This window comes from Dolichospermum sp. UHCC 0260 (genome assembly GCF_009711985.1).
Taxonomy (GTDB): Bacteria; Cyanobacteriota; Cyanobacteriia; order Cyanobacteriales; family Nostocaceae; genus Dolichospermum; species Dolichospermum lemmermannii.
Window position 1 is genome coordinate 22,683 of record NZ_VIKZ01000031.1, and the last position, 14,956, is coordinate 37,638.

The 14,956-nt window shown below is 38.6% G+C and carries 14 protein-coding genes; 5 read left to right on the forward strand and 9 right to left on the reverse strand.

Annotated elements, in window-relative coordinates; all coding sequences use genetic code 11:
* The 5 genes from FJR08_RS13425 to FJR08_RS13445 form a co-directional block, all read right to left on the reverse strand.
* The coding region (locus FJR08_RS13425) for a hypothetical protein (RefSeq protein WP_217357519.1) at nucleotides 1–194 on the reverse strand (194 nt) is incomplete at its 3' end.
* A complete protein-coding gene (locus tag FJR08_RS13430; protein ID WP_168633488.1) occupies nucleotides 184–345 on the reverse strand; it encodes a hypothetical protein in 162 nt (53 codons plus the stop codon). The genes FJR08_RS13430 and FJR08_RS13425, both read right to left, overlap by 11 nt.
* A 400-nt stretch (nucleotides 346–745) precedes the next feature.
* Nucleotides 746–3,613 (reverse strand): glycerol-3-phosphate acyltransferase, encoded by a 2,868-nt coding sequence (locus tag FJR08_RS13435; RefSeq protein ID WP_168633501.1) that lies wholly within the window; start codon nucleotides 3,611–3,613, stop codon nucleotides 746–748.
* Nucleotides 3,614–3,746: 133 nt separating this feature from the next.
* Nucleotides 3,747–3,887 (reverse strand): hypothetical protein, encoded by a 141-nt coding sequence (locus FJR08_RS13440; RefSeq protein ID WP_015083525.1) that lies wholly within the window; start codon nucleotides 3,885–3,887, stop codon nucleotides 3,747–3,749.
* A 304-nt stretch (nucleotides 3,888–4,191) separates the two neighbouring features.
* Nucleotides 4,192–4,809 carry a hypothetical protein gene (locus FJR08_RS13445; protein ID WP_168633502.1) on the reverse strand — a complete coding sequence of 206 codons (618 nt, stop codon included), beginning with the start codon at nucleotides 4,807–4,809 and terminating at the stop codon, nucleotides 4,192–4,194.
* 197 nt (nucleotides 4,810–5,006) lie between these two features.
* On the opposite strand from FJR08_RS13445, the gene FJR08_RS13450 reads away from it, so the two are divergent.
* On the forward strand, nucleotides 5,007–5,555 hold the full coding sequence (locus tag FJR08_RS13450; RefSeq protein WP_015083527.1) for a pentapeptide repeat-containing protein: 549 nt from the start codon (nucleotides 5,007–5,009) through the stop codon (nucleotides 5,553–5,555).
* Between the two features lie 405 nt (nucleotides 5,556–5,960).
* Complete coding sequence (locus tag FJR08_RS13455; protein ID WP_168633503.1) at nucleotides 5,961–6,182, forward strand: hypothetical protein; 222 nt, start codon at nucleotides 5,961–5,963, stop codon at nucleotides 6,180–6,182.
* A gap of 6 nt (nucleotides 6,183–6,188) precedes the next feature.
* Here the strand turns inward: FJR08_RS13455 and cobJ are convergent, their stop codons facing one another.
* The 4 genes from cobJ to cobG all read right to left on the reverse strand — a co-directional run bounded on the left by cobJ (nucleotide 6,189) and on the right by cobG (nucleotide 10,620).
* A complete protein-coding gene (gene cobJ / locus FJR08_RS13460) occupies nucleotides 6,189–7,631 on the reverse strand; it encodes a precorrin-3B C(17)-methyltransferase (protein ID WP_168633504.1) in 1,443 nt (480 codons plus the stop codon).
* A gap of 81 nt (nucleotides 7,632–7,712) precedes the next feature.
* Nucleotides 7,713–8,420, reverse strand: a complete 708-nt coding sequence (locus FJR08_RS13465; protein ID WP_168633505.1) for a precorrin-2 C(20)-methyltransferase — start codon at nucleotides 8,418–8,420, stop codon at nucleotides 7,713–7,715.
* Complete coding sequence (locus FJR08_RS13470; RefSeq protein WP_015083531.1) at nucleotides 8,420–9,046, reverse strand: precorrin-8X methylmutase; 627 nt, start codon at nucleotides 9,044–9,046, stop codon at nucleotides 8,420–8,422. The genes FJR08_RS13465 and FJR08_RS13470 overlap by 1 nt, the downstream gene beginning before the upstream one ends.
* 164 nt (nucleotides 9,047–9,210) lie before the next feature.
* Nucleotides 9,211–10,620, reverse strand: coding sequence for a precorrin-3B synthase (gene cobG / locus FJR08_RS13475; RefSeq protein ID WP_168633506.1), 1,410 nt, complete (start codon nucleotides 10,618–10,620; stop codon nucleotides 9,211–9,213).
* 661 nt (nucleotides 10,621–11,281) lie between these two features.
* On the opposite strand from cobG, the gene FJR08_RS13480 reads away from it, so the two are divergent.
* From FJR08_RS13480 to FJR08_RS13490, 3 genes are all read left to right on the forward strand, one after another.
* Nucleotides 11,282–11,971 (forward strand): Abi family protein, encoded by a 690-nt coding sequence (locus FJR08_RS13480; RefSeq protein WP_168633507.1) that lies wholly within the window; start codon nucleotides 11,282–11,284, stop codon nucleotides 11,969–11,971.
* A 67-nt stretch (nucleotides 11,972–12,038) separates the two neighbouring features.
* Nucleotides 12,039–13,247, forward strand: a complete 1,209-nt coding sequence (cbiE, locus tag FJR08_RS13485; protein WP_168633508.1) for a precorrin-6y C5,15-methyltransferase (decarboxylating) subunit CbiE — start codon at nucleotides 12,039–12,041, stop codon at nucleotides 13,245–13,247.
* Nucleotides 13,248–13,889: 642 nt separating this feature from the next.
* Nucleotides 13,890–14,873, forward strand: coding sequence for an alpha-ketoacid dehydrogenase subunit beta (locus tag FJR08_RS13490; protein WP_168633509.1), 984 nt, complete (start codon nucleotides 13,890–13,892; stop codon nucleotides 14,871–14,873).
* Nucleotides 14,874–14,956: the final 83 nt, after the last annotated feature.

The window sequence follows — 14,956 nt, forward strand, 5'->3', positions numbered from 1 at the left end:
TGAGTAGCTTGGGCATCAATCAGTTCATCATTAGCCCAGACACCAAGATCATGTCCTTGGGGAAAGCCAAAGAGCCGGAAGGTAAGAAGATGGTACTGATTCACTAAAAAATCAGCGCCAACAACTTTACAGTTTTTATTATAAATGCGAGCAAGCGCACTTCTAAAGGTTTGAAAGTAATTTTCAGTTGACATACAATCTATAAATCCTGGTACACTGCGTTTCTCGCCCAGATGGTAAAGCGACTCTCTCCGTAGCAAGAGATGTATCTTCTGATTCCTCAATTTCCACTAGAAATTTACCGCCATTTTCTAGCTCAAATTCAACCAATTGCTTTTCTAGCATATACATATATATGATGTTAAATAGACTATGTATTGTCAAGTATACAATACATGGTCTGCTTATTGGAAAAACAAAAACTACCACTAGCAATCAATACTGTTCGTATACTAAAAACGCAGCAATTCTCATTTTGAACGAAGTGAAGAATCTCCGAGATATGGTGCTGCATTACGTTATCCTCTGTATAACATCAGTTCATGTTTCATCGGTTTTCCGTTATTACTTAGTGTGTTACACTACCACCAACGCACCCTAAGTATTTGCTCCTTGAACTTATGTTGGCAGGTATAATGACAACTCTGAACTAAATCACCTGATATTCCATGACCAACCCTCGTCAAGTTGCCTTTATCGCCCTCAAAGAAGTACACAAAGAAGCTTATGCTGGTGTTGCTTTAGACTATTGTATTTCCACCGTCCCCTTATAGCCATCAATGCGAACTTCCTGACCATCTTGCAGCAGATACGTCGCACCACGCACATCCATAACAGCAGGAATACCGTATTCACGGGCGATAATTGCCCCGTGAGAAAGTTTACCCCCAGCTTCAGCAATTAAACCCCCAGCTTGCACGAGGATAGGGGCCCAACCGGAATCTGTGTAAGGAACTACAAGGATGGTGTTTTTATCAATATCATGGGCTTCTTGCAAAGTTCGGACTACTTTCACCCGTCCTTGAATTTGTCCTTGACTGGCAGGAATACCTAATAAAATGTTGTCAGAGGGATCAATTACCGGGGCAATGGGGTGAGGAGGATTATAACCGTAAACTACGGCGGGAATTTGCGTAATTTGGCTATCTTGGAGAAATTGCGATCGCCTTTTTTCGACTAATGCCAATAAATGATTCCTAAAAGCTACATCTGAATTAATCACTAAATCACGAATTTCATCTAACTGGAGAAAGAAAATATCTCCTAATTGTGTTAATACCCTAGACTCAAGCCAAATCTGTTCCAAAGCCAAAAATGTCCACCGCAATTCAGCTAACAAGCGAGAATAAACTTCCGTTACCCGTCCTTTCAGATCAACTCGTTTTTGCACTAAATTTGCCTGTTCGGGACGGGAATCATGTAAATTTGGCAATTCAGGTGCTTGTAATAACTGGATAAATAATTGTCTAACTATTTGGGGATTTTCTCGCCAAGTGGGAACAGAAATATCTGTACCGACTTCACTTAAATAACCATAATCCTCAATCAATTCGTCAATTTCATCTAAAATTCTTTCCCCTGCGGGCGTTTCTGCCAATTGTGCAAATACTTGTTCTGGTTTAAAATCATAGTTACCAGCTATTAAGATTTGTTTAGCATCCGCAGCCAGAAGACGCATAGCTCTTAATGATGCTACCTCTGGGGTGACACTATTATCAATTTCCTCTGTCTTTGCCCCCAAAACCGCTTGGCGAATAGCTGCACTCAAAGGGGCTAAAATACTGTAGTAAGTTCCCCGATGTAATAAGTTGAGAATTAAATCTATTCTAGTTAATAATTGATCTAGTGATAATTCGGCAATGACGACATTTGATAATTGGGTTAATCCCGGAATGAAAACTTGGCGATAATCCGATTTAAAATCTTTGTCTAAATCAATTTCCCGCTTGAGTAACTTTGTTAGTCCTGGTAAATTAGCTAAAGTGGAATTTAGAGCAGGTTTACTCATACTTGCACCTCTAGTCAGAAATTCCAAACTTTCTGGAGGTAATCCCATTTCCAAAAAGATTTCTCCTAACAAGGAAGCATTAAAATAGGCTCTAGAATAATGCAATGTTGCTGTTGTGGCAAAATCTAAGCGTTTAGCACGATCACCCAAAACTATACTAAAAATTTCTCCCCACACACCACAGGTTAAAGGAGAATTAATAGACCAAGTTAAGGGGTGAATAACTCCCGGAATTACCTCAGCGGCGATTTTCCTTGTCCATAAGGGTAAAAGCGTAGTGATTGGTCTTGCCTGTAATACCCACAGATTTTGACCATCATAACTCCATTCAATGTCTTGGGGAATACCCAAATAACGTCTTTCTAAACGACGGGCTAGGTATGCAACTTGCTTAATTAATGCTTGGGGAACTTTCCCATTGCCTTCAAATTGCAGACAAGACAATTTTTCATCACCAGCAACCACGACTAGATATTGTTCTGGTGTCACTTTTCCCGATACGATTTGCGTAGGACTACCAGATACAGCTTCGATAACTACACCCTCACCCTGTTGAGAAATGGGATCTCGGCTAAAAGCTACGCCAGAGAATACGCTTTGAACTTGTTGCTGAATGAGTACCCCCATTGCCGCATCCTCTGAACTGCTGCGACGGCGATATTCGACGGCACTGGGATGATTATAGGAGGCTTGGACTTGAGCGATCGCTTGTCGCAGTTCTGCCTTACTGATCACATTTAAAATTGTTTCATACTGTCCCGCTGCTGATGCCTGTTGTGAGTCTTCCCCAATGGCAGAAGAACGCACTACTAAAGGTGAAAGTTGTGATGGTTGCAGAAAATCAATTAAAGGTGTGGGATCATCATCAGGAGATAATACCCAACCTTTCGGAACTGCATAACCCCAACGTTTAAGTTGCGATAATGTTGCAGATTTAGCTCCTACGACTTCCCCATCTAAGTCATCATCTAAAGTAATAATCTTCTCCTCATGATTTAAATATGCCATCATTGGTTGAGATTCTGGATTTGCTTCCTCAACTGGGAGATTTAAATCATCAGGAATTTGGTTATAAATCCAGTAAATTAATGCCGACAAGGCAAAAGCAGCGATAATTCTGGCTATATCCTGGGAATGGACAATCCCCACAAATAGGGGAAATATGACTAATACCCCTAATTTAATTGTTTCTTTAGAGCGAGTAATCAAAAAGCCAATAGCTGCAAGTAAGCTAACAAAGGCAGCTACCAAAGGATCATGTGCCAGCAATCCCCAAGCGACGTTTGTTGTTCCTGCCCCTTTAGTAGCCACGTATCTACCGATAACCAAGGCAATTAAAGCAATAATTTCGGAGAATGGTTGTGAAGGAAAACAATATTGGGCAATTGTGACAACAGCAACGCCCTTGACGGCTTCAGAGACGACACAGATGCTTCCTGCTAATTTACCACCGTGATAAAATGCCGCTGCAACGCTAATATTTCCTGTCCCCATATTGGCTAATTTTTTACCACTCAGGGCATAAGTAATCCAGGAAATGAGCGGTATTGCCCCTAACAGTGGACAAAAAATTAAAATAATTAAGATCCCAAAAAAATTAATCATTATTTTATAATCTAAAATTTTAGAGCGGAAATTTCTCAGTTTGTTGTTAACAAAAATAACTATTTACTATATAGGACACTAGAGAGCAATGGTAGTCTTACTTGCTAGTGTCCTGAATTGTTATTCTCGGAATCTATCCTAGTGCATAAGCACCAGTAAGCGCCCATAGAATCAGTCCAGCAATTGATCCTAAAAGTACCACAGTGGAGATGGTAATTAGTTTAGGTGAATCTGCACCTTCAAATTTCATAATTCCGCGATTTAAATCGGACATTGTTTTCTAAGCCTCCTTGATTACAGGGCTAATCTGTCCGTTCTGATTTTAATCCTTCTGTTGCCAGATGGTGTTAAATTCTCATTACGATTTTTTTTCAGCTTGGCTACAGCAGGTAATAGCGGATTTATTTTTTAATTGTTTGTGCTGTGACCATGAGAATTAGTGTTTATTTCTTTCTCTATAGAGAAATTGAGAAGTTGCATAAATTAAAATTTGATTTATCTACTTTTTACCGAATTTAATAAACTAAATCATAGCCCCCTCCTCGCAAGCGGGGAGGGGTTCTTTATTGCCGAAAAGATTAATTATCCTTAATCCAAAGTGCTAAACCACCACCACGACCACGGGCAGCAATCAAGTTTTCGGTAATTAGAAAGAAAGCAAAAAAAGGTAATTTAGCTATAGGTTGGTTATCAAAGTTCCCACTTTCAACTTTACCAGAGCGAATTTGTTTATTGACAAACATCCAATTAAATAAACTAATTTGCATTTGGGTAAAATCAAAAGCCAATAAATTCTTTTTTCCTAAATATTTTATTGGTCCTGTGAGTTTCAATAAAATCCCTCCCAATTGGACCTGATTAGCAATTTCCCCCTTTCCTAAAGTCTGTTCTTCTGTGCTACTAAAACAAAGATGAATTTTCGTAAATTTCGGGACATACCAACCCTTACCTAAAATAATTCCGCCCCGGTTTCTAACTTTTTTAGTCCCAGTAGCAAAACAAAGTCGCCATTTACCACCCAGAGATTCAAAAGGGTAATTTAACTTTTGTAGCTTTGCGGTTTTTTCCGCTTCCAGCAACGCATTTACTATTACTTCAGCCGAGGGAACTTGATTTCCTTCCCGGTACGCAGTAGCAGCACGGGATAAGGAGGTGATAAAGTCAGAAGGGGAATGAGATATTAAATTAGCTGTCATAAAAGTATTATTGATGTAAGTATTGCTATGTTTTTTTATAACCTAACTAAATTCTAACGTTTATTTAATTAGCTTCTTAATTAGAGTATAATGAATATACGATTTTTAGCTAATAATTTTAGTCGCTAGAAACTCAAGTAATTGTTTGTGGTTTGGGAAGTGTAATAACTCACCTGTAGATATAAAGAGGTGGAATAATGGACACTAGAAAACTCCTGAAGTCATATAAATCAGGAGAAAGGAATTTCTCTGGCATAAATCTGCACCAAGCTAAGTTAAATCATGTTGATTTGAGAGGAATAAATTTAGAAGCAGCAGATTTAAGCGGTGCTGATCTTAGTAGGGCAAATTTAAGCGATTGTAATCTTAGTAGAGCAAATTTAACTAATGCTGATTTAAGTAGAGCAAATTTAGAAAATGCAAACTTAAGTGAAGTCAACTTAATTGGTGCTGATTTAACCAGAGTCAGCCTCAAAAAAACTAACCTGAGTCGTGCTGATTTGCGAACTGCAAATTTAACTTCAGCAAACTTGGTAGGTGCAAACCTTAGTCAAGCAGAAATGAGTGGTGCTGACTTTACCGGTGCAAATCTCCATAAAGCCAATTTAATTGATAGTAATATCAATGAAGCCGAATTAATGGGTGTTGATTTAACAACAACTATCATAACTGAACTTGAGATAACTGGAGAAATTTTGCATATAGGTTTATCCCATAAATGGATAACTTGGGCTGGTAGTTATTGATATTTTGACAACCTGGCAAAATCAATATAACACCAATTTGAAAAAAGCATGAAATAAATAGATTAACATAGGCGGGGTTACTCGCCTTTTATGTGATCATAATTTGTATTATTTGAGATTTTTAATTTATTTAAATAACACTTCAATTTTTGTCTTACCTTCTTCCTATCTCCTTTCTGCCTCCGCGCCTCTGCGTGAGATCTAAAAATGTGATTCATTTATCTAAAAATGCCTGTAAAAAGCTGACAAGAATTTTTAATAAGTAAAATGTCCGCGAGGGCGGACATTATTAGGGCTTCTGTCACTTTTATTGGCTACAATCATGTCTGGAACATGATGTTTTTATTGTTGATGATCAGAATAAAAAAATCAAGTCTTTTTCCGATATAAACTAGACATAATTAAGTGGATTATATCTTAGAGGAGTCAGGAGTCAGGAGTCAGGAGTCAGGAGAAAGAAAGAAGAAGGAAGGAGAAGGAAGGAGAAAGAAGGAGAAAGGAAAAAGGACAAAAGAGAAAGAAAGAAGAAGGAAGGAGAAAGGAGAAAGGACAAAAGAGAAAGAAAGAAGAAGGAAGGAGAAAGGAGAAAAGAAGGAGAAAGGAAGAAGGATATTATTATTCATATAAAAAACATCATTCTTCAGAGTTATATCTGCGGGAAGTATAAACCCAAATATGATTATCCTGCTGAATTTGTCGCGTGTGGGAAGAACCGATAATAATGACAGTTCGCATATCTGCTAATGCTGGTTCTAACTCTTCCAGGGTAATTACCTTAACTTCTTCTCCCTTCCTCCCTAGATTTCGTCCTAAGACGACTGGGGTATGAGGTTTGCGGTGTTCCATTAAAATCTTTTTCGCGGCTGCTAGTTGCCAAGTGCGTTCTTTTGATACAGGATTATAAAAAGCAATCACAAAATCACTTATAGCCGCAGCGGTAATGCGTTGAGCGATAATTTCCCAAGGTTTTAAAATGTCAGAGAGAGAAATCACACAGAAATCATGCCCCAAAGGCGCACCAATCCTGGCTGCTGCGGCTTGCATAGCAGAAATACCAGGAGCGACTTGAATATCAATTGTTTGCCATTCTGGTTGATGATATTGCTCTAAAACCTCAAAAACAGCCGCTGCCATTGCGTAAATACCGGGGTCACCGGAAGATACAACTACGACATATTTTCCCTCTGCGGCTAACTCTAAGGCCTGATATGCCCTTTCTGCTTCTACTCGATTATCTGATTCATGAACGCGCTTACCATCGGCAAGATGTCCAATTAAATTAATATAGGTTTTATAACCAACTAAATCCGTTGCTGCTTCTAGAATTTCTTTTACTTGCGGTGACATCCATTGAGATGCACCTGGACCTATACCAATAATAGCTAATTTTCCCTGGGGTTGTCCTGTGGTGGGGTTAATAATTTTAGTTGATATGGCGATCGCTATCTTGGCAGGATGATACACTAAACAATTAGAGCTAGGATTGCCCAAATTTTCGGTAACTTGAATAATTAACTCACCATTTTCATCAATAGGTAAATTACTCTCACTCAACCAAGGTGCTGTTCCCTCTAACCTAACTTTTCCCCCCGCTAATAAATCAGCAATAAATTTTTTCCCATGTTCTGGGTTAGCTAAATGATATCCAGAGGGAGGAGACAACAAAGCAGTATGAAAGCGGATATCTCCTGTGGTGGTAATTGCTGGTTTTATATTAAGTGCTTCCCCGACTTGACGCGCTAAATCATTAACACCATTTAAACCACCCAAAAGTGGAACTACAGCACTACCATCTTCCGCTACAGCTAAAACTGGCGGTTCTTGTCCTTTGTCAGTCAATAAAGGTGCAATTGTTCTAATAAGAATACCAGCCGCACAAATACCAATTATGGGTGTACCAGCGGCGAATAATTCTCGCACAGTTTCGCCAAAATTGCTAAAGCTAATATCAACATCATGAGTACGATTAACTAAACCATATAGTTTCGCACCGGGGAAGACATTGGTAATTTTTCGCCCCACCATAACGCTATTCTGACTCAAAACCACAACCGCAGGGGCTACCCTTGTATTCATAGAAAATCCTAATCCTGTAAACCCTTAAACCTTTGCGCCTTTGCTTCTTTGTACCTTTGCGCGAAACATAATTTGTGACAACTACAACTTACTTTTAGTAGGAATCACAATCATAGAAAAATAAGGTACATCTTCTGGATTAACTTCATCAAGGGGCAATATCCGCTGTTGTGTGCTTGTAGCCCGTTCAATGTATCTAGCCCGTGAAGCTAGTCCTAATTCATGGAGAAGATTCCTAATTTTCGGAAAATGACGACCAAGTTTCATAATCGCCGCAGCATCAGTAGATAAAAGCTGACTAGTGAGAACTTCTACTGGTAATGGTGCAGGTAAAACCGTCAGGACATCATTGTAATAGGTGAATGGTAAACCCAAAGCCACCGGACAGGCCATAAGTGAGGAAACTCCGGGGACGACTTCCGTTTTGTACTTATCAGATAACCGAGTGAAAAGGTACATAAATGAACCGTAGAAAAACGGATCTCCTTCACAGATAACCACCACATCCCGACCTGCTGCTAAATGGTCAGCAATAGGTTGAGTTTCTTGGTCATAGATAGATTTAGCCTTTTCTGGTTCTAAGGCGCGAGGCAGATGAAATGCTACCTCAATCTGACTATTATCCAAGTATGAAGAAACGATTTTTCTGGCAATACTTTCTTTATCTGTAGCTGATTGATAAGCGATAACTGGGGCAGAACGGAGGAGACGCAAGGCTTTTAAGGTGATGAGTTCAGGGTCTCCAGGTCCCACACCAATTCCATAAAGACGACCTCCAGAGTTAGTCATTACTCTTCCTCACTTGCTAAAGCGTTAACAGCAGCCGCAGCGATCGCACTTCCGCCCCGTCTACCATGTAAAGTCATAAATGGGACATTGCGGCTATCTGCGGCCAATGCGACTTTTGACTCGACTGCACCCACGAAACCAACAGGAAAGCCCAATATTAACGCCGGTCTGGGGATACCTTCGTCCAGCATTTCCAATAGCCTAAATAGGGCTGTGGGGGCATTCCCAATCACCACAATTGCCCCTTCTATATGGAAACGCCAAAATTCTAAAGCCGCTGCTGACCTGGTATTTCTTAATCTTTTGGCTAATTGTGGCACTTCAGGATCATTCAGGGTACAGAGAACTTTATTATTTTTGGGTAATCTTTTTCTGGTAACACCTTCCGCTACCATGTAAGAATCACACAAAATCAGTGAACCACCAATTAGGGCTTTTTTTCCGGCTTCTACCGCTGTAGATGAATATTCTAAGTCATTGACAATATCCGTCATTCCACAGGCGTGAATCATGCGAACAGCAACTTTCGCTACATCTTCAGGGAATCTTTCCAGATTGGACTCTGACCGAATAATTGCAAAGGAATTACGATATATTTCGTTACCATCACGGATGTAATCAAACATGAGATCTTTAGGTTGTAAAGGTTAAATTGGACTGTGATTTTTGTGATTTATTTGATTAAGATGATTAGATAAGTACCTGTGCAATATTAATTTCCTATTTTTTTATTCTGTATCCTTGATTGGATAAAGCATACAGACAAATGAAATGTGAAATATATTTGGCATTAATACTTAAATAATTGATTTAATTGGTGGCTGTGACGCTGAATAAATTGTCCAAAGGTTTCTTGTAAATTTAGACGTTGTTTTTGATACACTGCCAACATTTCTGGAATCAAAATCGGAATTTTCGCTATAGTCACATATTCATAAAGTAAATGACCCAAAACATAAACTTGATAGCCAGGGGTTTCTGTGGTAATACCAAGTAAAGTAATATCAGCTTGTGTGTGTTGAGCGCAAGATTTGCTACAACCACTAAAGTGGATATTGACTGAAGAATCTAGAATCATCAGACTGTCCAGGTATTTTACCAAATTTAAGGCATCATCTTTAGTTTCTGTGGCCGCAGCAGCACAACCCCGTTTCCCGGAACAAGCTACTAAAAAACTTTTGATGTCGGTTGGTGATGAGTTTAAACCTAAATTGGTAATTTCTTGCTCAACTTCGCTAATTTGGTTTTGGGGAATATCGGTTAATAGTAAGTTTTGCCAAGGTGTTAACCTGATATTACCATCACCATATCTTTTGGCAATATTCGCTAAACTCCTCATTTGCCACGTTTCTAATCTTCCCAATGGTAAGACTATGCCAATATAATATAATCCGGTTTGGCGTTGGGAATGAATGCCAATATGAGTTTTTTCTCGCAGAGGCGCAAAGGCACGGGGAGGAGTTTTTGTAATTTTCAGTATAGCTGGTTTGAGGTGTTGTTGGACTTGATGAAGATATTCTTTAACTGTGATGTTATTGATTATTTCTCGTAAACGTAATTTGCGACGGTTTTTGGTGTCTATGTGTTTGAGGTAAGTTTCTGCTAATGCTTCTAAAACTGTGATTGTCTCTTCTGGTTTGAATACAATTCCTGTGTCTTTTGCTGGTTCTCCTTTTTCTCCATAGCTGAGATATAACCGCAAATATACATTGCTATTATTTAATTCTGCTGCCAATATAATATCATTGGCTTGATATCTTACGGAAACTTTGCCTCCACTATCGAAGCAAACGCTAAATTTTGCAGACAATTCACCAAGCTGAGAATGTGCGGTAATATATTCTTCCCAAGCTTTCACTAAGGAACGAGTATCTATTAATTCTTCTGTATCAATACCCGCTGTGGGATTGGTCATGATGTTGCGGATATGATCTATCTTGGCATTGGTAGAAGCTAAACCTAATGCTTGGAATTTTTTCAGAACTTCAATATTTATGCTTTGTTGAATTTCTCTAATTTGAATATTAGCGCGGTTAGTAATCTCAATATAGCCACTACCATGATTATCAGCAATATCTGCAATAGTCTGAAATTGTTGATAATTGATGATTCCCCCTGGTATTCTTAGACGATAAAGAAGACCGTCTTGGGCTGGTGTGCTGTAAAATAATCCTGGACAAGCGGTAAATGGAATTTGCAAAATTATAACTCCTTCTCTGTGTGACGCAGAGACAGAATGGAAGTGAACACTTGAGAGTTAGCATTCTGACTTACTCAATGTGAGATTTTTAATTAAACTTCAATCACCTCAAATTGCTTTACAGTTGCGGCACAGTCTCGGAATTGAACCGAAGTTTCCTAACTCTCAGATATAGCAGTTTACCATGAGATGGTATTTTTGGCTATTGTCAATCAATTTTGTTTCGCGCAATCTCTCTTAGAGATCCCGAAGGGTAGTCGCAAAGGAGCAAAGACGCAAAGGTAAGAGTTTAAACCCACATTTCGCAAATTCTTGATATCTTTAGGAATGTGGATTAATTTTATTACTCCCGTTATTTCATCATAAACAATGAATTTGACAGGATATTTTTGTAGAACTTTCTGGAGCAAAATTTCTCCAAATATTGATAAATACACGAAATATTCAGTAATTTAAAAAATATTGTCTACTTTATATGATATTTATATAGAAGAGTTAAATTCATTTAAATGACAGAACCTCCTAAAATTGTCACATTTAGGAGGCTGTCTTAGAAGATAAAATTAATTTCTTTACGCCAGGGTCGTAACTCGGTCAAACGAGACATAGGACGGTCTGGAGTTCACACCATCAAACATAACAAAAATTATAATATTTGTCAATGCCTGAACCTAAACTAACAGAGGATGACCTAAAAGATATTATACTGGCTTTTTCAGAAGCTCGCATGAAACCATATCTCAATGCGACCAATAACAGTTATAGTGATGCGATCAGAATATATGAAATCAATACTAAACTTTGTGAGGCAATGTATCCCAGTTTACATACTTTAGAAATTAGCCTTCGTAACCAAATGAACACTGTATTATCAGTCAAATATGATAATGATTGGTTTACTAACGGAAACATTCAGTTAGAAAAATATGAACGAGATACAATTAATTCTGCTTTGATAAAATGCAAGAATAATTTAAACAACTTAATTCCTGAACTGAATTTTGGATTTTGGAAAAGCTTAATCAACCAGCGATTTTATCAAAGTACAATATGGAATCCTTGTAGCAAACAAATATTTAAATATGCTCAAAAATCTGAGCTAAATATAATTGATATAAGATTAAAAATAAGAAAAATACTTAAATTACGTAATCGCACTTTTCATCACGAACCTATTTGGAATTACCTAAATATTGACATTGTACATCGTGACATTCATTTTTTTATTAATTTGATTAATCCGAAAGTTGGCAATTGGTTAAGAGAATATGATCGCTTTCCAGAAATATATGAAATTACATCAAACCAGCTTGATTTGATAAAAATTTATCCAAATAAGAAATTCTCATAAAAGAGTTTCACTGTGAACATAAAAGATGTTTATTACTAGCAAAAAACAGAAAATTATAAATTTATTTATGCAAAAATGGTTATCAATTATCGGTATCGGTGAAGATGGTTTAGCAGGGTTAAGTCCCATAGCTGTTTCCTGCTTAAATAAAGCTCAAATTATCTTTGGTGGGGAACGTCATCTTTCCATGTTACCCCCTGACGACAACCGGGAAAAAATTTCCTGGAAATCACCTTTTACAACTTCCATAACTGAAATTATTAGTCGTCGTGGTCAAGCAGTTTGTATTTTAGCTAGTGGCGACCCTTTATGTTATGGTGTGGGTGCAACTATTCTTAAAGATATTAATATTTCGGAAATTACAATTATTCCCGCACCTTCCGCTTTTAGTCTGGCTTGTTCTCGATTAGGATGGTCATTAACAGACGTGGAAACTTTAAGTTTATGTGGTCGTCCGGTTTCTTTACTGCAATCTTACATTTATCCCGGTGCAAAATTATTAATTTTAAGTGAGGGAAAAAATACTCCTGGTCATGTGGCGGAAATTTTAATAAATCGCGGTTATGGTAATAGTCAAATTACCGTTTTAGAAAAAATGGATAATATTGAAGAAACCATCATAACAGATATCGCTACTAACTGGCAAGGAAAAAATATTGCGGCTTTAAATACTATTGCGGTGGAATGTATTGCTGATAGGGGAATTGTGGGTTTATCGAGGTTTCCCGGTTTACCTGACAATGCTTTTCATCATGATGGACAATTGACGAAAAGGGAAGTCCGGGCGGTGACTTTATCGAGTTTAGCACCTTTACCGGGGGAGTTGCTTTGGGATGTGGGGGCTGGTTGTGGTTCTATTTCTATAGAATGGTTGCGAAGTGATAGAAGATGTCGAGCGATCGCTATTGAACAAAATTCCACTAGACTAAATTATATTGCTGATAATGCGGCTGCTTTGGGAACACCAAATTTACAAATTATGGCAGGTAAAGCGTTAGAAGTTATCCCAAATTTACCAGCACCAAACGCAATTTTTATTGGTGGTGGTGTGACAGAAGCGAAAATTCTAGAAAATTGCTGGAATGGGTTACTTCCTGGGGGGAGAATGGTCGTTAATGTTGTCACATTAGAGGGTGAACTGATTTTATATCAATGGTATGAAAAAGTGGGAGGAAACTTTACCCGCATTGCTATTCAACGCGCAGAACCTATTGGTAAATTTCTAGGTTGGAAATCCATGTCTCCTGTGACTCAATGGGTAGGAGTGAAAAATTGACCGAAAAGACGAGACACAAGCCCCGTCCTTCCAGGACAGCTTTATGTTAAAATTTGGTCATAGTCGCCATAGGGCATTGGGAGACTTTAAACGGACATGGAGGGACGATAAGACCACTTGTGGCTGTTCTGGCGAAGTGTCAAGTGTTTCCCCGCACCTTCAGGTTGGTGAGTATGTCAAAATTAGAGATCTAGACAAAAGTACAAACAAAACTAGTAGTTTGTCAAGATAAAAATGATGGACTGTAGTGTGAGCGTCTCGCTCACGCGGGCAAGATGCCTGCACCACCTGTAGTCTCGCTTACGCGGGCAAGATGCCCGCACTACCAAAAACCCGTCAAAATAAATTTGACAGACTACTAGATAGAAGTAATAACGCATTTCCCCAATCAGTCTTTGTTGGTAAGTGTCTATATTCAGCTAGATAAAGATGTTGTTTGTATTTTACTCCACTTTAACCAACTTTTGTGATTTTTTCGTGCAATTATTCTTCAAGTCAGATATCATGAATTTTCTACCGCTACGTGCAAAAAGTGGATTATAAAGAATTATCTGATGTTCTCAACAACAGTGCTAGGCTTGACTGTATTCGGGACAATGGCACGATAAAATTCTATAACGATAAATTGCGATAAAGGTCTAAATGGCAGAAACACTATTTTTCAACGCCCTGCGGGAAGCTATTGACGAAGAAATGTCCCGCGATTCTAGCGTATTCATTCTGGGTGAAGACGTAGGACACTACGGCGGTTCTTATAAGGTTACTAAAGATTTACACCAAAAATATGGTGATTTGCGAGTTTTAGATACCCCCATTGCGGAAAATAGCTTTACTGGGATAGCTGTAGGGGCGGCTATGACTGGGTTAAGACCGATTATTGAAGGCATGAATATGGGCTTTCTGCTCCTGGCCTTCAACCAAATTTCTAATAATGCGGGGATGTTACGTTACACTTCCGGTGGTAACTTTAAAATCCCGATGGTGATTCGTGGGCCTGGGGGTGTGGGTAGACAGCTTGGTGCGGAACATTCCCAACGTCTTGAAGCTTATTTCCAAGCTGTTCCCGGTTTAAAAATTGTGGCTTGTTCCACACCTTATAACGCTAAAGGATTACTGAAAGCAGCTATCCGCGATGATAACCCTGTGTTATTTTTTGAACACGTTTTACTTTATAACTTAAAAGAAGACCTGCCAGAAACAGAATATGTGCTACCGCTAGATAAAGCTGAAGTTGTCCGTCCAGGTAAGGATGTGACAATTCTCACTTATTCGCGGATGCGGTATCATGTGCTGCAAGCTGTGAAAGTTTTGGAAAAACAAGGTTATGATCCAGAAGTTATTGACTTAATTTCCTTGAAACCTCTTGATTTTGAAACTATTGGTGCATCAATTCGCAAGACTCACCGGGTGATTGTTGTGGAAGAGTGCATGAGAACTGGGGGTATTGGTGCAGAATTAGTTGCTTCTATTAATGACCGCTTATTTGATGAATTAGATGCACCTGTGTTGCGGCTTTCTTCTCAAGATATCCCCACACCTTACAATGGTAATCTTGAGCGTCTAACTATTATCCAACCAGAGCAAATCGTCGAAGCAGTCCAGAAAATGGTGGCTTTGCGAATTTAGGAAGTTGTCAGTTGTCAGTTGTTCGTTGTTAGTAGGGGCGAAGCATTTGGAAGATAAATTATCGATCATTGCAAAAAATAGTT